The organism is Amycolatopsis sp. VC5-11 (assembly GCF_037034185.1).
Taxonomy (GTDB): Bacteria; Actinomycetota; Actinomycetes; order Mycobacteriales; family Pseudonocardiaceae; genus Amycolatopsis; species Amycolatopsis nivea.
The window spans coordinates 193,913-215,672 of sequence record NZ_JBAGKF010000002.1 but is presented as its reverse complement, the minus strand read 5'-3'; the positions used below and the strand labels follow the sequence as shown (position 1 = coordinate 215,672).

Annotated in this window: 20 protein-coding genes; 15 read left to right on the top strand and 5 right to left on the bottom strand. The window is 70.4% G+C overall.

Annotated elements, in window-relative coordinates; all coding sequences use genetic code 11:
- Positions 1-35 precede the first annotated feature (35 nt).
- The 6 genes from WA670_RS08345 to WA670_RS08320 all read left to right on the top strand — a co-directional run bounded on the left by WA670_RS08345 (position 36) and on the right by WA670_RS08320 (position 4,523).
- On the top strand, positions 36-671 hold the full coding sequence (locus tag WA670_RS08345; protein WP_037816679.1) for a lipid droplet-associated protein: 636 nt from the start codon (positions 36-38) through the stop codon (positions 669-671).
- On the top strand, positions 668-1,933 hold the full coding sequence (gene xseA / locus WA670_RS08340; protein WP_134667033.1) for an exodeoxyribonuclease VII large subunit: 1,266 nt from the start codon (positions 668-670) through the stop codon (positions 1,931-1,933). The genes WA670_RS08345 and xseA overlap by 4 nt, the downstream gene beginning before the upstream one ends.
- A complete protein-coding gene (locus WA670_RS08335) occupies positions 1,933-2,388 on the top strand; it encodes a hypothetical protein (RefSeq protein WP_037816682.1) in 456 nt (151 codons plus the stop codon). Before xseA ends, WA670_RS08335 begins: the two co-directional genes overlap by 1 nt.
- Positions 2,385-2,609 carry an exodeoxyribonuclease VII small subunit gene (locus WA670_RS08330; RefSeq protein WP_037367840.1) on the top strand — a complete coding sequence of 75 codons (225 nt, stop codon included), beginning with the start codon at positions 2,385-2,387 and terminating at the stop codon, positions 2,607-2,609. The genes WA670_RS08335 and WA670_RS08330 overlap by 4 nt, the downstream gene beginning before the upstream one ends.
- Before the next feature lie 89 nt (positions 2,610-2,698).
- Positions 2,699-3,751 carry a class II fructose-bisphosphatase gene (gene glpX / locus WA670_RS08325; RefSeq protein ID WP_238604307.1) on the top strand — a complete coding sequence of 351 codons (1,053 nt, stop codon included), beginning with the start codon at positions 2,699-2,701 and terminating at the stop codon, positions 3,749-3,751.
- Between the two features lie 19 nt (positions 3,752-3,770).
- Entirely contained in the window at positions 3,771-4,523 is a 753-nt protein-coding gene (locus WA670_RS08320; RefSeq protein WP_336157298.1) for a S1 family peptidase, read from the top strand.
- Between the two features lies 1 nt (position 4,524).
- Here WA670_RS08320 and WA670_RS08315 read toward each other — a convergent pair whose 3' ends face one another.
- Positions 4,525-5,496 (bottom strand): NAD(P)/FAD-dependent oxidoreductase, encoded by a 972-nt coding sequence (locus tag WA670_RS08315; protein WP_336157297.1) that lies wholly within the window; start codon positions 5,494-5,496, stop codon positions 4,525-4,527.
- Between the two features lie 112 nt (positions 5,497-5,608).
- On the opposite strand from WA670_RS08315, the gene WA670_RS08310 reads away from it, so the two are divergent.
- Entirely contained in the window at positions 5,609-7,006 is a 1,398-nt protein-coding gene (locus WA670_RS08310; RefSeq protein WP_037816685.1) for a class II fumarate hydratase, read from the top strand.
- Positions 7,007-7,009: 3 nt separating this feature from the next.
- On the opposite strand, the gene WA670_RS08305 is transcribed toward WA670_RS08310, so the two are convergent.
- A complete protein-coding gene (locus WA670_RS08305; protein ID WP_199817898.1) occupies positions 7,010-7,909 on the bottom strand; it encodes a DMT family transporter in 900 nt (299 codons plus the stop codon).
- A gap of 88 nt (positions 7,910-7,997) precedes the next feature.
- Here WA670_RS08305 and pdxR point away from each other — a divergent pair, with 88 nt between their 5' ends.
- The 5 genes from pdxR (at position 7,998) to WA670_RS08280 (ending at position 14,997) form a co-directional block, all read left to right on the top strand.
- Positions 7,998-9,359 (top strand): MocR-like pyridoxine biosynthesis transcription factor PdxR, encoded by a 1,362-nt coding sequence (gene pdxR / locus WA670_RS08300; RefSeq protein ID WP_078870613.1) that lies wholly within the window; start codon positions 7,998-8,000, stop codon positions 9,357-9,359.
- A gap of 127 nt (positions 9,360-9,486) precedes the next feature.
- Complete coding sequence (locus WA670_RS08295; protein WP_336157294.1) at positions 9,487-11,130, top strand: PstS family phosphate ABC transporter substrate-binding protein; 1,644 nt, start codon at positions 9,487-9,489, stop codon at positions 11,128-11,130.
- A gap of 69 nt (positions 11,131-11,199) precedes the next feature.
- Positions 11,200-12,771 carry an ATP-dependent DNA ligase gene (locus WA670_RS08290; RefSeq protein WP_051729222.1) on the top strand — a complete coding sequence of 524 codons (1,572 nt, stop codon included), beginning with the start codon at positions 11,200-11,202 and terminating at the stop codon, positions 12,769-12,771.
- 157 nt (positions 12,772-12,928) lie between these two features.
- Positions 12,929-14,233: a S53 family peptidase gene (locus tag WA670_RS08285; RefSeq protein ID WP_238604301.1), complete on the top strand. Its 1,305-nt coding sequence runs from the start codon at positions 12,929-12,931 to the stop codon at positions 14,231-14,233.
- Positions 14,234-14,349: 116 nt separating this feature from the next.
- Positions 14,350-14,997 (top strand): Pr6Pr family membrane protein, encoded by a 648-nt coding sequence (locus WA670_RS08280; RefSeq protein ID WP_037816692.1) that lies wholly within the window; start codon positions 14,350-14,352, stop codon positions 14,995-14,997.
- Here the strand turns inward: WA670_RS08280 and WA670_RS08275 are convergent.
- Positions 14,957-16,177 (bottom strand): NADH:flavin oxidoreductase/NADH oxidase family protein, encoded by a 1,221-nt coding sequence (locus WA670_RS08275; protein ID WP_037816694.1) that lies wholly within the window; start codon positions 16,175-16,177, stop codon positions 14,957-14,959. The two genes, WA670_RS08280 and WA670_RS08275, sit on opposite strands and share 41 nt — an antisense overlap.
- Positions 16,178-16,271: 94 nt before the next feature.
- On the opposite strand from WA670_RS08275, the gene WA670_RS08270 reads away from it, so the two are divergent.
- Positions 16,272-16,895, top strand: a complete 624-nt coding sequence (locus tag WA670_RS08270) for an MBL fold metallo-hydrolase (RefSeq protein WP_037816697.1) — start codon at positions 16,272-16,274, stop codon at positions 16,893-16,895.
- A gap of 469 nt (positions 16,896-17,364) precedes the next feature.
- On the opposite strand, the gene WA670_RS08265 is transcribed toward WA670_RS08270, so the two are convergent.
- Positions 17,365-17,832, bottom strand: coding sequence for a DUF309 domain-containing protein (locus WA670_RS08265; protein ID WP_037816701.1), 468 nt, complete (start codon positions 17,830-17,832; stop codon positions 17,365-17,367).
- 67 nt (positions 17,833-17,899) lie between these two features.
- Here WA670_RS08265 and WA670_RS08260 point away from each other — a divergent pair, with 67 nt between their 5' ends.
- On the top strand, positions 17,900-19,339 hold the full coding sequence (locus tag WA670_RS08260; protein WP_037816703.1) for a GuaB1 family IMP dehydrogenase-related protein: 1,440 nt from the start codon (positions 17,900-17,902) through the stop codon (positions 19,337-19,339).
- A 57-nt stretch (positions 19,340-19,396) separates the two neighbouring features.
- Here WA670_RS08260 and WA670_RS08255 read toward each other — a convergent pair whose 3' ends face one another.
- Positions 19,397-20,683, bottom strand: a complete 1,287-nt coding sequence (locus tag WA670_RS08255) for a PhoH family protein (RefSeq protein ID WP_336157677.1) — start codon at positions 20,681-20,683, stop codon at positions 19,397-19,399.
- Positions 20,684-21,418: 735 nt separating this feature from the next.
- On the opposite strand from WA670_RS08255, the gene WA670_RS08250 reads away from it, so the two are divergent.
- Positions 21,419-21,667 (top strand): hypothetical protein, encoded by a 249-nt coding sequence (locus WA670_RS08250; RefSeq protein ID WP_037367894.1) that lies wholly within the window; start codon positions 21,419-21,421, stop codon positions 21,665-21,667.
- The last annotated feature ends 93 nt before the right edge of the window (positions 21,668-21,760 follow it).

The window sequence follows — 21,760 nt, the reverse complement described above, 5'->3', positions numbered from 1 at the left end:
TGGGCAGAACAGCCCTGATGCGGCACGCTGGACCCATGAAGCCACTCCCGCTCCCCCTCCGGGTCGCCGCGGGCCTCGCCGTCACCACCGCCGAGCGGGTTCGTGAGCTCCCGAAGCAGCTCACCGGCCTGCCGGTCACCGTCGTGAGCCAGGTGCTGCAGCTGTCCATGCGCGTCCAGCAGCAGGTCACCGAGCTGGCCATCAAGGGCGACGACGCGCTGTCGATGCTGCGTCCGGTCGAGGACACGCCCAGCTGGGCCACGTTCGACGAGGACGCCGAGCCTGAGTTCGCCCCGTCCCGGCCCACGCTCGTGCCGGTCGACGACCTGCCCGAGCCGCGCACCAACGGCCATCGCGCGCAGCCGCCGGATCTCGCCGCGGAAACCATCGACGATCCGTGGGTCGAGGAGACCCGCGCGCTCGCCGAGGAACACTCCGAGGGCGAGAACGACAGCTCCTCCGGCCCGGCCGGGCTGGGCAATTACGACGAGCTGACCCTGCCGCAGCTGCGCGCTCGGCTGCGCCGGTTGACCGTGCCCCAGCTGGAAGAACTGCTGGAGTACGAGAAGTCCCACGCCGACCGGGCGTCGTTCGTCGGCATGCTCGCGCGGCGGATCGGCAACGCACGCAAGGCCGAGGAACAGCCGGGCGACCCCGCGGAAGGCCAGTGAGCAACGACCCCGCCACCAGCGCGGAGAATCCGTGGCCGGTCCGCACTGTCGCGCGCAAGATCGGCGACTGGGTCCACCGGCTCGGCGACGTCTGGGTCGAAGGCCAGGTCACGCAGATGAACGCGCGGCCCGGCACGCAGACCGCGTTCCTGACCCTGCGCGACCCGTCCGCGGACGTCTCGATGTCCGTCACCTGTCCGATGTGGCTGGTGCGCGAGCTGCCGACGCCGCTGCGCGAAGGCGACCGCGTGGTCATCCACGCCAAGCCGTCGTTCTTTTTCGGACGCGGCACGCTGAGCCTGCGCGCGGACCAGATCCGCGCGGTCGGCATCGGCGAACTGCTCGCGCGGATCGAACGGCTGCGCAAGCTGCTGGCCGCCGAGGGCATGTTCGCCCGCGAACGGAAGCGCCCGATTCCCTTTCTGCCCAAGGGAATCGGGCTGATCACCGGACGCGCGTCGGCCGCTGAGCGGGACGTGCTGGCGAACGCGCAGGCACGCTGGCCGCACGTGTTGTTCAAGGTGCTGAACACCGCCGTGCAGGGTTCGCAGGCGGTGCCGCAGATCCTCCGCGCACTGTCCATATTGGACAAAGACCCGGACGTCGACGTGATCGTCATCGCCCGCGGCGGCGGCAGCGTCGAGGATCTGCTGCCGTTCTCCGACGAGGCGCTGTGCCGGGCGGTCGCGGCCGCGGGCACGCCGATCGTCAGCGCGATCGGGCACGAGCCCGACACTCCCCTGCTCGACTATGTCGCCGACCTGCGCTGTTCCACTCCGACCGACGCGAGCAAGCGCATCGTGCCGGACGTCCGCGAGGAAACCGCGCGGGTCCGGCAGATGCGCGACCGCGGCCGGCGTGCGCTGCACGGCTGGGTCGACCGGGAGACGCGGCTGCTGACCCAGTTGCGCAGCCGTCCGTCGCTGGCCGACCCGCTGGGCCCGATCGAACGCCGCCTCAGCGACCTCGAGATGCACCGCGAACGCGGCAGGCGCGCGATGCTCAGCCTGCTCGCCAAGGACCAGGCGGAAGTCGCGAACGCGCGGGGCAAGCTGGCCGCGCTCGGCCCGGCGGCCACGATGGAGCGCGGGTACGCCGTCGTCCAGTTCACGGATTCCGCAGGCAACCTCCACGTGCTCCGCTCCGTCTCCCAGATCGAGGACGGAGCGCAGCTGCGCGTACGGGTCGCCGACGGGGCGGTCCACGCGGTGGCCGAGTCCGTCGAGCCGACGACACCCGCACCGGAAGGAGACCGGCCGTGATGCACCGGGCCCCGGCGTTCCTCCCGCTCACGGTGGACGCCGCCGCCCGGCTCGACGCCGGTCTCCTGCTGCGCCAGGCCCTGGTCACCGACCGGGCCGCCGACGAATGCTGGACCGCCCTGCTCGCCGGCTGCGGCACCGCGGCCCGGCGCGGGCTGGCCCCGCAGCTCAGGCGGCTGTCCGAGGCGACGTCCGAGCACGTCGGCGTCCGGTGGTGGTTCGCCGAAGGGACCGGCCATCGGCGACGCGTGGCGAGTGCGCAGGAGAACCTCGAGGACGCCATCGCGGACGGTGACGGGCAGGAGTTCGCGCTGGCCTTCGTCGGATACGACCACGCGATGGCGAGCGCGGTGGTCGCGGGCCCGCATCGGGCCGGACCCGGTTCCCCGGGAATGTCGGCCGAGCGCGGTAGTCTGCGCCGACAGCCCCGTGCACCACAAGGTCGGAGAACGTGAGCGAAGCAGACACCGCCGGACTCGGTTACGAGCAGGCCCGCGATCAGCTCGTCGAAGTGGTGAAGGAACTCGAGGCAGGCGGGCTGTCACTGGAGCAGTCGCTCGAGCTGTGGGAGAAGGGCGAGCGGCTCGCCAAGGTGTGCGAACGGCATCTGGAAGGCGCCCGCGAGCGGATCGAGGCCGCGCTGGCCTCGGTGGAGACCGACGACGACACAGAGTGACGTGCACCATGCGTTGCTGAATCGGTCAGGTGGTCTAGGGATCTGACAGACTGGGCACCCGCTGACGAACCGTGTTCCGGGAGGCCACCATGACCACCGCCAGTGACCGCAGCCGACGCGAAGCGCCTGATCGCAACCTCGCCATGGAACTGGTGCGGGTGACCGAGGCAGCCGCGATGGCGGCCGGCCGCTGGGTCGGCCGAGGCGACAAGATCGGCGGCGACGGGGCTGCCGTCGACGCGATGCGCCAGCTCGTCTCCACCGTCTCGATGCGCGGCGTCGTCGTCATCGGCGAGGGCGAGAAGGACGAAGCGCCGATGCTGTTCAACGGCGAAGAGGTCGGCAACGGCGACGGCCCGGACTGCGACGTCGCGGTCGACCCGGTCGACGGCACCACGCTCATGGCGAAGGGCATGCCGAACGCGCTGGCCGTGCTCGCCGTCGCCGAGCGCGGTGCGATGTTCGACCCGTCCGCGGTGTTCTACATGGAGAAGCTGGCCGTCGGCCCGGACGCGGCGGGCAAGGTGGACATTTCCGCCCCGGTCGCGGAGAACATCCGGCGCGTGGCGAAGGCGAAGAACTCCAGCGTCAGCGACGTGACGGTCTGCATCCTCGACCGGCCGCGGCACGAACAGCTGGTCAAAGAGGTCCGCGAGGCGGGTGCCCGGATCCGGTTCATCTCGGACGGCGACGTCGCGGGCGCGATCGCCGCGGCCCGGCCGACCACCGGCGTCGACATGCTGCTCGGCATCGGCGGCACGCCCGAGGGCATCATCGCCGCGTGCGCGATGAAGTGCCTCGGCGGCGAACTGCAGGGCCGGCTGTGGCCGAAGGACGAAGCGGAGCGCGAGAAGGCGCTCGCCGCCGGTCACGACCTTGACCGGATCCTGCTCAACGACGACCTGGTCACCGGCGACAACGTGTTCTTCTGCGCGACCGGCGTCACCGACGGCGACCTGCTGCGCGGCGTCCACTACCGGGCGGGCGGCGCGACGACGCAGTCGATCGTCATGCGGTCCAAGTCCGGGACGGTCAGAATGATCGACGGCTACCACCGGCTCGAGAAGCTGCGGGCGTACTCGTCCGTCAACTTCGACGGCAACCTCGAACTCGACGAGGGCGCGGTGCCTCCGCTTCCCTGATCTGCCAAGGAGTTTCCCGGTGTCGAAACGGCTGTTCGCGCTGGTGCTGACTGTCCTCACCGGAGTCGTGCTCAGCGCGGGCAGCGCTTTCGCCGGGCCCTCGATCGTCGGCGGGACCGACGCGGACCAGCCTTACCCGTTCGCGGTGTCCCTGCACACCTCGGGCGGCGCGCTGTTCTGCGGCGGCGCGCTGATCACGCCGACCTGGGTGGTCACCGCGGCGCACTGCCTGTCCGCGAAAGACCCGGCGACGATCGGATTGCGCGTCGGCAGCAACGACGCGGACGAGGGCGGGGAAACTCCGAAAGCGGCGGAATTCGTGCTGCACCCGCATTTCAACGCCGAAACGCAAACCGGCGACGTCGGCTTGATCAGGCTGACCGCCCCGGTGAAGGCAGCGCCGATCGCGATCGGCGGTTCGGCGTCGCCAGGCACGGCGGTCCGGGTGATCGGCTGGGGCCAGACGTGCGCGACGCCGAATTGCGGCCCGGTGTCGAAGACGCTGCGCCAGCTGGACACGCACCTGGTGGAGGGCGCGAAATGCACGGCGGCGTTCGACGGAACCTCCGAGCTGTGCACGGAAAGCCCCGGCGGATCCGGCTCGTGCTACGGCGATTCCGGCGGCCCGGAACTGATCCGCGACAGCGACCGGTGGACGCTGGCCGGGATGGTCAGCCGCCCGGGAAACCGCTCGTCGACGTGCGGATCGGCACCGTCGATCGCGACCTCGGCGGTGGCGTATCAGCCGTGGATCGCGGAGAAAACCGGCTGAGTCACTCGACGTTGCTCGAATGCCCCGGGAACAAATGCGCCTCGGGATTCAACGCCACCGCGATGTTGTTCACCGCCGTCGCCGCCTCGCCGAACCCGGTCGCGATCAACTTCACCTTCCCCGGATACGCCGCCACGTCCCCAGCGGCGTAAACGCGCGGCCGGGCCGTCGCCATCGTCGAACCCACCGAAATCGCGCGGTGATCGATTTCCAAGCCCCAGCTTTCGATCGGCCCCAAATCCGCGGTAAAGCCCAACGCCGCAACCACCGCGTCCGCGCGCAGCTGCTCGTCCGCGCCGCCCTTCACCGTCACGTCGACCGCCGTCAGCGAACCGTCCGGAGCTTCGACAAATCGGGCCACCTCGGCGTCCGTGACCAGCCGCACGCCCAGCTCCTGCACCTGCCGCACGATCGACTCCGCGGCCCGGAACTTCGCGCGACGGTGCACGAGCGTCACGCTCGCCGCGACCGGATGCAGCGCCAGGCACCAGTCGAACGCCGAATCCCCGCCGCCGACCACGACGACGTGCTGGCCCGCGTGAGCTGCCAGCGATGGGACGAAGTGGACCATTCCGCGGCCGAGCCAGCCGTCTCCGGCGGGCAGCGGACGGGGCGTGAACTCGCCGATGCCCGCCGTGATCAGGACCGCGCCCGCGCGCAGCACGTCGCCGCCGTCGAGAGTCAGTTCGAGACCGCCGTCGACGCTCTCCAGCTTCTCCGCCTTGCGGCCGAGCAGGTAATCCGGCTTCCACGGCGCGGCCTGGTCCACCAGGCCCTGCACGAGATCACGGCCGCGGATCGCGGGGAACCCGCCGACGTCGTAGATCATCTTCTCCGGATACATCGCGGTGACCTGCCCGCCCGGTTCGGGCAGCGAATCGACGACGGCCATCGACAGGCCGCGGAATCCCGCGTAGTAGGCGGCGAAGAGGCCGGTGGGTCCGGCTCCGATGACGACGAGGTCGTAATCCATGAGGCTCGCTCCATGCCAGTGGTGGGTGGCGGTGATCGAGAACACAACCGAGCGTACCGGGGTGGGCGACAACACCCGGCCGGTTGCGCGAAACGGGGCCAGAATCGGGGGTATGGCTGAACAGGAATACCGGATCGAACACGACACGATGGGTGAGGTCCGCGTCCCGGTCGACGCGCTCTACCGCGCGCAGACGCAGCGTGCCGTCGAGAACTTCCCCATCTCCGGCCGCGGTCTCGAGCGCGCCCAGATCCGCGCGCTGGGCCTGTTGAAGGCCGCCGCCGCCCGCGTGAACGCGCGCCTCGGCGTCCTGGACGCCGACGTCGCCGACGCGATCGCGAAGGCCGCCGACGAGGTCGCCGAGGGCCGCCACGACGAGCATTTCCCGATCGATGTCTTCCAGACCGGCTCGGGCACGTCGTCCAACATGAACGCGAACGAGGTCATCGCGACGCTGGCCACTCGCGCGCTCGGCCGCGACGTGCACCCGAACGACCACGTCAACGCGTCGCAGTCGTCCAATGACACCTTCCCGACGACGATCCACGTCGCCGCCACCGAGGCCGTCCTCACCGACGTCGTCCCGGCATTGGAGCACCTCGCCGGCGCGATCGAGGCGCGCGCCGAGGAGTGGCAGGACGTCGTGAAGTCCGGCCGCACGCACCTGATGGACGCCGTGCCGATCACGCTCGGCCAGGAGGCGGGCGCGTGGGCCGCGCAGATCCGGTTCGGCATCGAGCGCCTGCAGTCCGGTCTGCCGCGGCTGGGCGAACTGCCGATCGGCGGCACCGCGGTCGGCTCCGGCCTGAACGCGCCCGATGGTTTCGGCGCGGCGGTGTCGGCCGAACTGGCGCAGATCACCGGGTTGCCGCTCACCGAGGCACGCAACCACTTCGAGGCGCAGGCGACGCAGGACAGCGTGGTCGAGACTTCCGGGCACCTGCGCACGGTCGCGGTGTCGCTGAACAAGATCGCGAACGACCTGCGCTGGCTGGGTTCCGGCCCGCGCACCGGCTTGGCCGAGCTGGCGTTGCCGGACCTGCAGCCGGGTTCGTCGATCATGCCGGGCAAGGTCAACCCGGTCATCCCGGAAGCGACGCTGCAGGTCGTCGCGCAGGTCGTCGGCAACGACGCGGCGGTCGCGTTCGCTGGCGCGGCGGGCAACTTCCAGCTCAACGTGAACCTGCCGGTCATCGCGCGCAACGTGCTCGAATCGGCGCGGCTGCTCGCGGCCGTCTCGCGGCTGCTGGCGGACAAGGTGTTCGCCGGGGTCACCGCGAACGTCGAGCGCGCGCGGCAGTACGCCGAGGGGTCGCCGTCGATCGTCACGCCGCTCAACAAGTACATCGGCTACGAGGAAGCGGCCGCGGTGGCGAAGCAGGCGCTCAAGGAACTCAAGACGATCCGCGAGGTCGTGCTGGAGCGCGGGTACGTCCGCGACGGCAAGCTCACCGAGGCACAGCTGGACGAGGCACTCGATGTGCTGCGGATGGCGCGTGGCGGCAAGTAGAGGTTAGCCGATCGTAGCGGCTCGCTCGGACAATTCCGGGCGAGCCGCTTCGCGTTTCCACAGTCCACATGCGACTCCCGCAGCGACCAGGATGACCCCGGCCAGGTCCTTGAGTTCGAACTGTTGCGCCCCGATCAACACCGCCACGGCCAGCCCGGACACCGGCATCAGCCCGATCAGCACGCCCGCCCGGTCCGCCCCCAACTCGACGACGCAGCTGTACCAGAGCACGAAAGCCACCGCCGTCACCACGACGGCCAGCAACAGCAACGCGACGAGTTCACGCGCGTTCGGCCACCGCCAGGCTCCAGCCGGATCGACCACCGTCCCCACCACGGAACCGCTTGCCGCAGCGGTGAAACAGCCCCACGTCGAGGTCGCCAACGGCCCGAGCCGACGCAGCAATCCCACCGCGAGCAGGGTGAACGACGCTTCGCACAACATCGCCAGCGCAGCCAGCAACAGCCCTGGCGCGGAAGCGGATCCGCCGCCGGACAGCACCACGATGCCGAGCCCGGCCAGTACCGACCCGACGACCGGCGCGGCGGACGGACGGCGACCGTCCAGCATCGGCGCGATCAACGCGAGCACGAGCGGGCTGGCCCCGAGAAACGCCGCCACCGCACTGGGTTCCGCGTAGCGCTGCGCCAGCAGCAGACAGGCCTGGAACCCGATCATCCCGGTCGCGGCGAGGCCGAGCAGAGTCGGCAGATCGCCCAGTTTCGGCCGCGGCAGCGGACTGCGCGTGACCTTCGCCCAGCCCAGCAGCAGAAGCCCGCCCAGCGCGTACCGCAACGCCTGCCCGGTGATCACCGGATACCCGTCCAGCATGCCGGTGACCGGCACCGATCCGCCGACCAGCACCGCGCCGGCCACCCCTGAAAGCACCATCGACCGTTTCACGCCGCTCAGTCTTCAGCGGAGAGTGGTCTATTCAGAAGGACCACTCAACACTGGCCTAACTGGACCACTTGGCCGTACTGTCGTGGCCGTGGAGACCATCCGGGAGTTGCTCCTGCCCGCCGCCACCGGCGGACGCCGGGGCCGCGCCGTCGAGGCCGCGCTGCGCGACGCGATCCGCACCGGGCGGCTGGCGGTCGGCACCCGGCTGCCGTCGAGCCGCGATCTCGCGCGCCAGCTCGGGGTCGCGCGCGGCACCGTCACCGCGTTGTACGAGCAGCTCACCGCCGAGGGTTACCTGCTGAGCAAGCACGGGTCAGGCACTCGCGTCGCGCCGATCGACGATCCCGCGCCGAATCCTCGGGTCAGCGCAGCGAAAACGCAGACCTGGGAGTTCGACCTGCGTCCGGGACTGCCCGCGTTGTCGGCGTTCCCGCGGGCAGAATGGCTTGCCGCCGAACGAGAAGCCCTGAACGCGACGCCAGATCTCGGTCTCGGCTACCCCGATCCAACCGGACACCCCGCGTTGCGCGCGGAACTGGCCGCCTACCTCGGCCGCGTCCGGGCGCTGCCGACGAACCCGGACGACATCGTGATCACCAGCGGAGCCGCGGAAGCGTTGTCGTTGCTGGCCGACGCCTTGCCAGACCAGCGCATCGCCGTCGAAGACCCGAGCCACCACGGCCAAGCGAATCTCCTGCGCGACCACGGGCTGGCCCCGGTCGGAATCCCGGTCGACGACAAGGGCATCGACGTCGACGCACTGTCCACTTCAGACTGCTCCGTCGTGTTGCTCACCGCCGCACACCAGTTCCCGCTCGGCGTCGCGTTGCATCCGGAACGCCGTCGGCAACTGCTTGCCTGGGCAGCGGAAACCGGCGGGCTCATCCTCGAGGACGACTACGACGCCGAACATCGCTACGACCGTCCCGCGCTGGGCGCGATGCGCGCGCTCGCACCGGATCACGTCGCGTACATCGGCAGCGTCAGCAAAGTTCTTGCGCCAGCGTTGCGGATCGGCTGGCTCATTCCGCCGCGACGGCTGCGCGACGCCGTGGCGCGGGTCAAGGAAATGCACGACCTCGGCTGCCCGCCGCTCCCGCAAGCCGCGCTCGCGCATCTGATCGCCACCGGCGGTTACGACCGGCATCTGCGCCGCACTCGACGGCTGTACCGCGTTCGTCGCGACGCGCTGATCGAAGCCCTGACCCAGCGCCTTCCGCAGTGGCAGCCGGTCGGAATCGCCGCCGGACTGCACCTCGTCGTCCGGCTGCCCGACGGTACCGATGACGTGCGGCTGCAGGAAAAACTCGCCGCGGCAGGCGTGCACGCCCCGGCTTTGTCGACTTATTCCCATACCTCAGCCGGATATCCGGGCCTCGTGCTCGGGTACGCCGCGCTCCCGCCGGACCGGCTCCGCGCCGCCGTCGAGCGGATCGCGTCGGCCGGTTGAACCGCTGGTGAACACCTGGTGCACCGGGGAGGGGTCCCGTTGCTGACGCTTAGGGTTGACCTTCTCGGGAGCAGGCAAGGGGGAGGCGACCGTGGGCTTCGGGGAAATAGTGCGAACACTCGCCGACGTGCTCACGTCCAGCCGCGGCATCGTGCCCATCGCCGTCGTCGCGGGCGCGACCATCCTCGCTCCGGTCATCGACCGCTACGTGATCCGCCGCAGGCGCGTGATCTACCGGGAGCTCTACAACTCCAAGATCGGCCTCAACCCGGTGACGCTCAGCGACTCGGACAACGGTGTGGTGCAAGCGGATCCGGAACTTGTGCGCACCGTGCAGCTGCTGGAACCGCTCAGCGTGGTCGTGATCCGCATCCGCAACACCGGCAGCTTCGACATCGCTCCGGACGACTGGGAACACCCACTGCAGTTCACCTTCGGCAGGCGGGTGGTGTGGGACGCGCGCGTATCCGATGCCAAAGACGGGTTGCGTGAGGTGGTACGGAACGGGCTTGAATTCTTCACTCATGATCAGCCTACGCCGGAAAACGGAACCGCGCGACTGTCCGGCGTGCGAGCGTTGCTGCCGCAGCGGCTGACCGCGCTGCTGCGGCAAGCCGACGCACCGGCAGCGGCGGCACCGCAATGGCACGGTGTCCGTCTCGAACAACTTTCCTTGAAGCGGCGGGAAAAGTTCAAACTCGTCGTCGTGCTGCGCGAGCCGGACGACTGGCGCGGCGGGCCGTTGTCCAAGGAACTGGACGTCACCGGAAGGCTCAGCGGCGGGCGGATCAAAGACGAACGCAAACAGCGCTGGCTGTCGTGGCCGGTGGTCACGGGAGCGATCGGGGTGCTGCTGACCGGGGCGTTGCTGAGCATGCTCCTCGTCGCCGTGTCGCGTGGGTCCGAACCCGGCTGCGGCAACGGATCCCTCGCGGTGCACGGATCCAGCGCGTTCGCGCCCATCATGAACAGCGTCGCGACCGAGTACCAGAAGCTGTGTCCTGGCGCGACGATCACGACGCAAGCGGACGGAAGCGTGTCCGCGGTGCGCGAACTGGGACCGTTGCCCGCGGAACAAAAGGACAGCATGGCAGTGCTTTCCGACGGCAAGGCTTCCGACGCCGGGCCGGATCTGGTTACACAACCGGTCGCAGTGCTCGTGTACAGCCTGGTGGTGAACAGCGCCGTCGGCGTCGACCGGCTGAGCAATGAGCAGGTGCGCGGCATCTTCAGCGGGAAGTACACCAACTGGGCGCAACTGCGCGAGGGTCCGTCGATCCCGATCCGGGTTGTCGGACGCGGGCAGGAATCGGGTACGCGCAAGACTTTCGAGCAGAAAGTGCTGGGTGCCGCAGAGCCGGGACTGTCCTCGGACGACTGCCGGACCCCGACCCGCGACCCGCACGCCACCGTGGTGCGCTGCGAACGCGGCAAGACCGACGAACTGCTGCGCGCGGTCGGCGACACCCCCGGTGCCATCGGCTACGCGGACGTGCCCGCGGCCAAGATCGCCGCGGCGGGCGGCCGCGTCGCGATGGCGAAACTCGACGACCGCTACCCCGACGTGACCAGCATCGACGCCGGCTATCGCTTCTGGACGGTGGAGTACCTCTACACCAAGGGCGTGCCGGAGAACGATTCGCTGCTGAAGCAGTTCCTCGACTACCTGCGCAGCAGCACGGCGCGGGCGGAACTGCAGGACGCAGGGTACACGCCGTGCGTGACAAAACAGGGGCTGCTGGACCAGTACTGCACTCGTCCGGATGCCTGACCAGCTCTTTTTCACCCAGTCGAGGCTGGAGCGGGAGTTTTTGTCGGTGGCGGGGGCGATGATGGCCGGGTGTTGTTCACCGACCTCGTCACCGCCTCCGCCGAACTGGCGGCCACGCGGTCACGGAAAACGAAGATCGCCGTGCTGGCCGCCGTGCTGCGCGCGGCCGAACCCGGCGAACTGCCCGCGGTGATCGCGTATCTCACCGGGCAGACCGCACAGGACCGGCTCGGCGCAGGCTGGCGCACGCTCGCCGACCTCGCCGTCGAACCCGCGGCCGCGCCTGCCGTCTCGGTGGCGGAGGTCGACGTCGCGCTCACCGAGGTCGCGGCCGCGGCGGGCGCGGGTTCGGTGAAGCGCCGGGCGGAGGTGCTCGCCGCGCTGTTCTCCCGGCTGACCAGGGCCGAGCAGGAGTTCGTGTTCCGGCTCGTCACCGGGGAACTGCGACAGGGCGCGCTGGAAGGCGTGATGGTCGACGCGGTCGCGGCGGCGGCCGAGGTCGAAGTCGACCAGGTGCGGCGTGCGTTCATGCTGTCCGGGCGGCTGCCGGTCACCGGACAGGCGGCGCTCACCGGGGGCGCGGCGGCGCTCGCGGAATTCGGGCTGGAGCTGGGCCGTCCGGTGCGGCCGATGCTCGCGTCGCCGGCGGAATCGCTGGAGGAAGCCGTGACGGAGCACGGGAACGCGATCGTCGAGTACAAAATGGACGGTGCGCGGATCCAGGTGCACCGGCGCGGCGCGGAAGTGCACGTGTACACGCGTACGCTGCGGGAAATCACCGGCAGCGTCGCCGAGTTGGTCGAGCTGGTGCGGGCGCTGCCGTGCGAATCGGTGGTGCTGGACGGCGAGACCCTCGCGCTCACCGACGACGGGCGGCCGCGGCCGTTCCAGGAAACGATGAGCCGGTTCGGCAGCACGCGCGACGAACAGGTGCGGGCGTTGCTGCTGCGGCCGTACTTCTTCGACTGCCTGCATCTGGACGGGGTCGATCTGCTCGACGCGCCGTTGTCCGAACGAAACGAGGCACTGCGCCGGGTGGCGGGCGAGCACGTGATCCCGGGCTCGGTCCGGCCGGAATCGCCGGCGGCGGTGCTCGACGCGGCGATGGACGCCGGGCACGAGGGCGTGATGGTGAAGGACCTCGACTCGATCTACGCGGCCGGACGGCGCGGGCGCGCGTGGCTGAAAGTGAAACCGGTGCACACCATCGACCTGGTGGTGCTGGCGGCGGAATGGGGCCACGGGCGGCGCACCGGGAAACTGTCGAACCTGCACCTCGGCGCGCGCGATCCGGACGGCGGGCCGCCGATCATGGTGGGCAAGACGTTCAAGGGCCTCACCGACGAGCTGCTGGCCTGGCAGACCGAGCGGTTCCAGGAGATCGAAACGCACCGCGACCGGTGGACCGTCCACGTGCGGCCGGAGACGGTGGTCGAGATCGAACTGGACGGGGCGCAGGTCAGCACGCGGTATCCGGGCGGGCTGGCGCTGCGGTTCGCGCGGGTGGTGCGGTACCGGCCGGACAAGGATCCCGGCGAGGCCGACACCATCGACACCGTCCGCGGGCTGCTGCGCGGTAGCCGTCCGGCGACGGACGCCAGCCAGGCGGAGCAGTCCGGCTCTGAGGAGGCATCCGGATGATGATCGCCGCGCCCGCCCTCCGGATGAGTGGGCACATTACGGACATCGGGCAGTTTTCCCCGCTGTGCTCAGGAAAACGCCCGACGAAAGTCGATGTCGCACGCGTGGCCGCGTACCCGAGAGTGGGAGCACTGGCCTGCGTCGATAGGAGAAAAGCATGACGTTCCGGGTGAAATCAGCCGTCCGGGGACTCGGGCGGCCGATGACCCTGCTGGCGGGCGTGGCGCTCGCCGCCACCGTGGTGGCGGCACCGGCCAGTGCCGCGCCGGCGCCGCCGCAGCAGCCGCCGCGACACCACTTCTCGGCTGCCGCGCAGTCGTTCGTCGGCGCGACCACGGTGCGCGAGCGGGTGGCACGGCTCAACGCGGCGATGGCCAAGCTGCCGAAGGAAAGCGGCGCGTACAACGCCACGAAGCTGTGGAACCAGGGCATCACCGGCGCCGGGTCCACCGTGGCCACGCTCGTGTCGTTCGGCGACGACAAGGTCAAGCAGGTGCTGGACGAGTACTCCCGGCAGCACGGTCTGCCGCCGGCGAACGTCGAGGTGCTGCAGCCGTCCGGTGCGGTGCCCGCGTGCACCGATCCCGGGGTGGACACCGCCACCTGCCAGTCGTGGGGCGGCGAAACCGATCTGGACGTCACGATGATGCACGCGATGGCTCCGGGCGCGAAGATCGTCGTCGCCGCCACCCCGGTCGCCGAGACGCAGGGCTTCGCCGGCCTGCCGGAAATGATGCACGCGGTCGACTACATGACCGAGCACCGCATCGCCGACGTGGTTTCGATGAGCTTCGGCACCACCGAGGAGAACTTCCCGTCGTTCGAGTCGATCAAGACCCTCGACCCGGCGCTGGAGCGGGCGAGCAAGGCGGGCGTCACGCTGGTGGCGTCGTCGGGCGACGACGGCCCGACCGGGGCGTACCTGCAAGGCCCCGGCCGGTATCCGTACCGCGTGGCGAGCTGGCCCGCCAGCGACCCGAACGTCACCGCGCTCGGCGGCACCCAGCTGCACCTCGACGCGAACGGCGTCCGCACCCAGCCCGACGACCTGGTCAACGCCGCGGACAACGGGTTCAGCGAGGGCGCGGGCCTGTCGAAGGCGTACGCGCGGCCGTCCTGGCAGAACCGCGTCAAGAAGATCACCGGCAGCACGATGCGGTCGTACCCGGACATCAGCATGGAAGGCGTCCAGGGCACGTCGCAGTCGGCGCCGCTGTTCGCCGGCGTGCTGGCGTTGGCGGTGCAGGCCAACCACGGGCGGCTGGGCCAGATCAACCCGGCGCTGTACTCGAAGCTGGGTCCGAAGGGCACCGCGGCCGGGATCGTCGACGTCACCAAGGGCGACAACAGCCAGTGGGACGTCGAAGGCTTCAAGGCCGGTCCGGGCTACGACATCGCGAGCGGCTGGGGCACGATCGACGCGTCGGTCTTCGTGCCCGCTTTGGTGAAGGCGGTGCGGTGATGCGGTAGTCCCCGCGCCGCGGGCGGGCATCCGGGCAGGTTCGCCCGGCCCCGGCTCGACCGAACATGGTCGGGTCGGGCCGGGCGGACCCGCTCCGGAGCCGTAGTGTCAGCGGTATGTCGTCGAAAGCGTTGGCCCGGCTGTGGTTCGGGGTGACCGCGGTGGTCGTGGTGGCCGCGCTCGTGATCCAGATCGTCGCGCTGGTGCCGCCGCAGGGACGGTACGTCAGCTTCGGCGGACGAGTCGCGAACCTGTTCACCTATTTCACGATCATCTCGAACGTCCTCGTCCTCGTCACCAGCGCGGCTTTCGCCCGCGGACGCGGCACCTCGCCGCTGATGCGCGTGCTGTGGCTCGACGCGCTGGTCGGGATCGTGGTGACCGGGGTCGTCTACCAGGTCGCGCTCGCCGGGCTGTACCAGCTGCACGGGCTCGGCCTCGCCGCGGACATCCTGCTGCACCGCGTCAGCCCGGTGCTGTGCGTGCTCGGCTGGCTGCTCTTCGCTCCGCGGGTGCTGACATGGCGCACCGTCTGGTGGTCGCTCGCCTATCCCTTGGTGTGGCTGGCTTTCACGCTCGTCCGCGGTGCGATCGACGGCTACTACCCGTACCCGTTCGTCAACGCCGACAACCTCGGCTACGGGCAGGTCGCGCTGAACTGCCTGCTCATCGGCGTCTTCTTCATCGCACTCGCCAGCGGTGCCCGGGCCGCCGACCCGCGGCTCAGGCGCGGACCCGCCGAAACGCGTTCAGCGGATCGCTGAGCCCGGCCTGGGCGAACGCTCGCAACGCGCCGCGCTTCAGGTCCACCGGCTTGCCCGCGGCGACGCGGTGCATCTGCTGGGTGTGCCACTGGATCTCGAGCAGGCTGTCGGCGAGCCGGATTCCCGTGCGCGGGCAACGGCGTTCGGCCCGCACGTCCTCGCCCGCGAGCAACCGGCCCGGCAAGCCGGGGTCCACAGTGAACGGACGACCGATCCCGATCACGTCCAGCGCACCGGATTCCAGCGCCTCCGCCATGCCCGCCGCCGTGGTGAACCCGCCGGTGACCATCAGCGCGACGTCGCTGATCTGGCGGGCTTTCGCCGCGTAGTCCAGGAAATATGCTTCCCGCCGCTGCGTGCTCGCCCGGCCGGACCCCATCATCACGGCCCGCTCGTAGGTGCCGCCGGAAATCTCCAACAGATCGATCCCGGCCTCGCCCAGCGCCCGGACCACCTGCAACGACTCGTCCTCGTCGAAGCCGCCGCGCTGGAAGTCGGCGCTGTTGAGCTTCACCGAAACCGGCACGCGATCCCCCACCGCGTCCCGGACCGCACGCACCACCTCAAGCAGGAACCGGCTGCGGTCGCGCCCCCATTCGTCGTCGCGACGGTTCACCAACGGCGACAGGAACTGCGAAATCAGGTACCCGTGCGCGCCGTGAATCTGGATCCCGGCGAACCCGGCGTCGACGAACGTCCGCGCCGACACCGCGAACCTCGCCACCACCGCTTCGATCTCGTCCCCGGTCAACGCCCGCGGCGCGGCGAACGCCGTCCGCACGCCTCGGCCACCGAACGGCACCGCCGACGGCGCGACCGGCTGGCGAGACAAATACCGCGGGCTCTGCCGTCCGGGATGGTTGAGCTGCACCCACAATTGCGCGTCCGTGCCGTCGACGGCCCGCGCCCACGACCGGTACGCCGCCGGGTCGGGTTCGGCGGGCACCGCGACGTTGCGCGGTTCGCCGAGCGCGGTGGGATCGACCATCACATTGCCGGTCACCAGCAGACCCGCGCCCCCGCGCGCCCAGGTCCGGTACAGCTGCGCGAGCTCGGCCGAAGGCGCGTTGCGACGGTCGCCGAGCTGCTCGCTGAGCGCGGACTTCGCGATCCGATGCGGCAGCACGGCCCCGCAGTGCAGTTTGAGCGGTTCGGCGAGCAGATCCCGGGGGTCGGTCATGAGCAGTCCCGTCGTCGCGGCTAACTTACCGCGAGTAAGGATACTCGAAAGTAGGTACCGGCGGTATGCCTCGCGGGCCACTAGGGTCTGCGGCATGACGGCCATAGTGCAGAACCTGGTCACGTCGGGCGTGTTCGAGCTCGACGGCGGCAGCTGGGACGTGGACAACAACGTCTGGATAGTCGGCGACGGCTCCGAGGTGATCGTGATCGACGCCGCGCACGACGCGGACTCCATCGCGGACGTAGTCGGAGAACGCACAGTCCGCGCGATTGTCTGCACCCACGCGCACAACGACCACGTCAACGCCGCCCCCGCGCTGGCCGACCGCACCGGCGCCCCGATCCTGCTGCACCCGGCCGACCGCGTCGTCTGGGACCTGACCCACCCGGACCGCGCCCCGGACGGCGACCTGGCCGACGGACAGGTCATCACCGTCGCGGGCACCGACCTCACCGTGCTGCACACGCCCGGCCACGCCCCCGGCGCGATCTGCCTGCACAGCCCCGACCTGGAAGTCCTCTTCACCGGAGACACCCTGTTCAACGGCGGCCCCGGCGCGACCGGCCGCTCGTACTCCGACTACCCGACCATCGTGAAGTCCATCCGAGACCGCCTCTTCCCCCTCCCCGACGCGACGATCGTCCGCACCGGCCACGGCGAAGCGACGACCATCGGCAAGGAAAAAGCGGGATCGGCCGACTGGCCCGCCGCCTGACCACCCTGTCTCGCCGGGCGGGGCGGCATGGCTGTCGCCCTGCCCGGCGAGTTACGAGATCGGCTGGCGGAAGCGTTTGCGCCCAGCCAGCCTGTCTACCCTGGATCTGCGCGCGGTGCCGCCTCACAGAACCGCGCCCGCCGAACCGTCCAGCTCACGACCGGCCGCTGCCTGCTACCGGATCAGCCCGCGTCGCCGCTTGAGCCGCGCCACGTAGCCGCCCGACCTCGGCCGGCAGCCGCGCCGAACCACACCGCCGCACCAAAGCGCGCGTTACCGCTCGCGCTGCACGACATACTCGCTCGACCTCGACCGCAGCCGCGCTGAGTCGGACAAAGCCCGCGCGACCGCCCGGCCTGCCGTCGCGCGGAACCGCACCAAAGCCCGCCGCACAATCCGAGCGCCCAGATACCGCAGCGAAACCCTCAGCGCAGGCAAACCAGCCCGATCAGCCCCCGAAGCAACCCGCCTACGGAGCCAGCCGAGGAACCTCCGGCTCCACCCGAGCCCGCTCCCGAGCCTCCGCCGCAAGCGCTTGCGCCCACCGCCGCAGCCCGGCCACATCGATCCCGTGCGGCGGTACCTCGGCGAACGGCGCGATGCTCTCCGCACCCCGCTCCAGCAACGCTACCGCCCCGTTCCCGTTCCCCCGCAACGCGTGTGTCAGCCCCACCGCCAGCTGGGCCAGGCCGCGCCACAGTTCGCGTTCCGGGCCGTCCGTCGTCTTCCACGCGTCCTCGAAGACCTCGTGGGCGTGGAACGGGCGGCCGGCGTCCAGCAGGTCCTGCGCCTCCGCCAGGGTCTCCTCCGGGGTTCGCTGCACGCCTTCCGGCTGGCGCGGCACGCCGTCGGAGCCGTAGGGCAACGGGCGGCCAAGGCCATCACGAGGGCGGGCGTTGCGGGCGCGCCCCTGGTCGTCGCGATCACGGCTGTCCACCTGGCCATTGTCCCACGGGCCACGCCGGGTTAGCGTCCCGCGCGCAAGCCACGTAGCCTGGTGACTCGTGCGCTTTCTGGATGGGCACGTGCCCGCTCACGACCTGACCTACGACGACGTGTTCCTGCTGCCGAACCGTTCGGACGTGGAATCCCGCTTCGGCGTCGACTTGTCCACTGTGGACGGCACTGGCGCGACGATCCCCTTGGTGGTGGCCAACATGACGGCCGTCGCCGGGCGGCGGATGGCCGAGACCGTCGCTCGCCGCGGCGGGCTCGTCGTGCTTCCGCAGGACGTCGACACGGCCGCGGTGGCCGAAATCGTCTCCTGGGTGAAGTCCCGACACGCCGTCTGGGACACGCCGCTGGTCCTCACCGGCGGCGACGCGGTGGCCGACGCCCTCAACCTCGTGCACAAGCGAGCACACGGCGCGGTCGTCATCGTCGACGGGGACGGCAAGCCGGTCGGGGTCGTGGACGAGGCCGCCTGCGCCGGTGTCGACCGCTTCGCGCGGCTGGCCGACGTCGCCGAGCCCGCTGTCGTCGCCGTGCCGCTGGACACGCCGCCGCGCGAGGTTTTCGAACTCCTGCACAGCCACGGCGGACGGCTCGCTCTCGGTCTCGACGCCGAGGGTCGCCTCGCCGGTGTCCTGACCGCAGTGGGCGCGCTGCGCTCGGAGATCTACACCCCGGCCGCCGACGCTGACGGGAAGCTGCGCGTCGCCGCCGCGGTCGGTGTGAACGGCGACGTCGCGGCGAAGGCCGAAGCGGTGCTGGCGGCGGGCGTCGACACGCTGGTCGTCGACACGGCGCACGGGCATCAGGAAAAGATGATCGCCGCGCTCAAGGCGGTTCGTTCGGTGTCGCCGAAGGTGCCGGTCGTGGCGGGCAACGTCGTCACCGCCGAAGGCACCCGCGACCTCATCCACGCGGGCGCGGACGTCATCAAGGTCGGCGTCGGCCCCGGCGCGATGTGCACCACGCGGATGATGACCGGCGTCGGCCGCCCGCAGTTCTCGGCGGTCGCGGAATGTGCCGCTGCCGCGCGTGAGCTGGGCAAACACGTCTGGGCCGACGGCGGCGTGCGACACCCGCGCGACGTCGCGCTGGCACTGGCCGCGGGCGCGTCGGCGGCGATGGTCGGCTCGTGGTTCGCCGGAACCCACGAATCCCCCGGCGACCTGCGCTACGACGAGCAGGGCCGTCCGTACAAGGAGTCGTTCGGGATGGCGTCGAAGCGCGCCGTCGGGGCCCGGACGCGCACGGACAACGTCTTCGACCGCGCGCGCAAGGCGCTGTTCGAGGAGGGCATCTCCACGTCGCGGATGGCGCTGGACCCGAACCGGCCCGGCGTCGAAGACCTGATCGACTCGATCTGCTCGGGCGTCCGCTCGTCCTGCACGTACGCGGGCGCGCGCACGATCGAAGAGTTCCACGAGCGCGCGGTGCTGGGCGTGCAGTCGGCAGCCGGTTTCGCCGAGGGTCGCCCGCTGCCTTCCGGCTGGTAAGCAGTCCTGGAAAGGCCCCTCGAGGAAGTTCCTCGAGGGGCCTTTTCCGGTCCTAGGTCAGCCGTGGTCCTCCAGCATCTCCGTCACCAGCGCCGCGATCGGCGAGCGCTCCGAGCGGGTCAGGGTCACGTGCGCGAACAGCGGGTGCCCCTTCAGCTTCTCGATCACCGCCGAGACGCCGTCGTGCCTGCCGACACGCAGGTTGTCCCGCTGGGCGACGTCGTGCGTGAGCACCACCCGCGACGCCGAACCGAGCCGGGACAGCACGGTCAGCAGCACGTTGCGCTCCAGCGACTGCGCCTCGTCCACGATCACGAACGTGTCGTGCAGCGAGCGACCCCGGATGTGCGTCAGCGGCAGCACCTCGAGCATGCCGCGGTCGAAGACCTCGTCCAGCACGTCCTGGCTGACCAGCGCGCCGAGCGTGTCGAACACCGCCTGCGCCCACGGCTGCATTTTCTCGCTCTCGGACCCGGGCAGGTAGCCGAGATCCTGGCCGCCGACCGCGTAGACCGGGCGGAACACCACGACCTTGCGGTGCTGCTGGCGTTCCATCACCGCTTCCAGGCCCGCGCACAGCGCCAGCGCCGACTTGCCGGTGCCCGCGCGCCCGCCGAGCGAGACGATGCCGACGTCGGAGTCCAGCAGCAGGTCGAGCGCCACGCGCTGCTCAGCCGAGCGGCCGTGCAGGCCGAACGCCTCGCGGTCGCCGCGCACCAGCCGCACCCGCTTGTCCGCCGTGACCCGGCCGAGCGCGCTCGAACTGCCCGCGAGCAGCCGCAACCCGGTGTGGCACGGCAGTTCGCCCACCTCGCCGAGACCGAACTCCGCCGGATCCGCCGAACCGCCCGAGAAGAGCGCGTCGATCAGCTCCTGCGGCGCGTCCACGTCCGCCATGCCCGTCCAGCCCGACGGCGTGACCTCCTGCGCCCGGTACTCGTCCGCGGTGAGCCCGACCGCGCCCGCTTTGACCCGCAGCGGGATGTCCTTCGTCACCAGGACGACCGCCAGCTGCTCCGTCGCGAGGTTGAGCGCGCACGCGAGGATGCGGTGGTCGTTCGAATCGGTGCGGAAGCCCACCGGGAGGACGGACGGATCGGTGTGGTTCAGCTCCACCTGCAGGGTGCCGCCCTGGTCGCCGATCGGGATCGGGGCGTCGAGCCTGCCGTGCTTGAGCCGGAGGTCGTCCAGCAGCCGGAGGGATTCCCTGGCGAACCAGCCGAGTTCGGAGTGGTGGCGCTTGGCCTCCAGTTCGCTGATGACGACCAGCGGGAGCACCACCGCGTGTTCGGCGAACCGGGTGACCGCCCACGGGTCGGAGAGCAGCACCGACGTGTCGAGCACATAAGTGATGCGTGGGGATTCGGGCGAGATCGAGGCTTTCTCCGGCGCTTGAGCACCGGTCGAAGAACGGCCTGAGGCCTTGCGGGGTGAACGCTGCGCAGTCACGACGGCATCTCCCTCGAGGGCGTGTGCACCCCACGCCCGCACTCGCTGGGCCGGGCACCTCCCTGGCTGGGTCCGCACTCCCTGACGCTGGCTGCGTCAGGCGGCACGGCCACGAGGGCCGGGTGCCGGCCCCCTCGTGCATCTCGTGGGCGGCTGAGCCGCCCCCTCGATCAACGCCACGACCAGGGCCTCCCGCGAGAATCCGCACGGAACGCGAACTCTCTATTCCGGAAGGTACCTACGTCCGCCCCGTCGTGCAGGCAGCCACACAGGTGATTCGCCGATTCGTCATCCCACCGTCGGTCGCCCGAAACAGAGTGTCCACAGTGCTCACTCAGCGTCACGGGGTCCGGCGATCAGGGGGTCGCACAGATGGATGATCATGGAAAATTAATCACCGAGTGCAGGCAATTCCCAGGTAAAGGGCCTTGTACCACGGGGAAGACCGGAATGCATTTCGCGTCCTGGACACTGAACCGTACCGAGTGAACTGGACCTTCCAGCGCTCACACAATGGGCGTACGCACCATTCGCTAGAGGCCATTCGGGGGTAATTTCCTTACTGCGGGACACACCACCGGAACACTCCGGTGCCCCGAATCCCAGTATCTCTACCTAGGAGTGTGCGAAGTGCTGAAGAAGGCTGGAATTGTCGCCGGTGCGGCCGCGGGCCTGATGATGATCGGCGGGACGGCGTTCGCCTCCCCGGCCGCCACCCAGGGCGCTCCGGACCCGACGTTCGGCGACGCCTACGCCACCTTCATCGAGGGCGGCGGCGCGCTGGGCTACGGTGCCGCTTCGCTGGTCGCGGGTGCCTACACCGGCATCGCGCTGACCCCGGCGCTGGTGGCCCACTCGATGGAGCACCACCACGGCTGAGCCGTCTTGCGCGAAGGCCCCGGAGCCCGGCTCCGGGGCCTTCGCGGCGTTAGCGGCCGGGTCGACCGGCCCGGCTGGGTGGGTCCGCCGGGC

What these genes read in the sequence shown, in the direction of transcription:
- WA670_RS08335 (WP_037816682.1), top strand. Translation starts at nt 1,933, where the DNA reads ATGCACCGGGCCCCGGCGTTCCTCCCGCTCACGGTGGACGCCGCCGCC.
- WA670_RS08275 (WP_037816694.1), bottom strand. Translation starts at nt 16,177, where the DNA reads ATGACCGACCCCCGGGATCTGCTCGCCGAACCGCTCAAACTGCACTGC.
- WA670_RS08280 (WP_037816692.1), top strand. Translation starts at nt 14,350, where the DNA reads ATGTCGTCGAAAGCGTTGGCCCGGCTGTGGTTCGGGGTGACCGCGGTG.
- WA670_RS08285 (WP_238604301.1), top strand. Translation starts at nt 12,929, where the DNA reads ATGACGTTCCGGGTGAAATCAGCCGTCCGGGGACTCGGGCGGCCGATG.
- glpX (WP_238604307.1), top strand. Translation starts at nt 2,699, where the DNA reads ATGACCACCGCCAGTGACCGCAGCCGACGCGAAGCGCCTGATCGCAAC.
- WA670_RS08345 (WP_037816679.1), top strand. Translation starts at nt 36, where the DNA reads ATGAAGCCACTCCCGCTCCCCCTCCGGGTCGCCGCGGGCCTCGCCGTC.
- WA670_RS08315 (WP_336157297.1), bottom strand. Translation starts at nt 5,496, where the DNA reads ATGGATTACGACCTCGTCGTCATCGGAGCCGGACCCACCGGCCTCTTC.
- WA670_RS08310 (WP_037816685.1), top strand. Translation starts at nt 5,609, where the DNA reads ATGGCTGAACAGGAATACCGGATCGAACACGACACGATGGGTGAGGTC.
- WA670_RS08270 (WP_037816697.1), top strand. Translation starts at nt 16,272, where the DNA reads ATGACGGCCATAGTGCAGAACCTGGTCACGTCGGGCGTGTTCGAGCTC.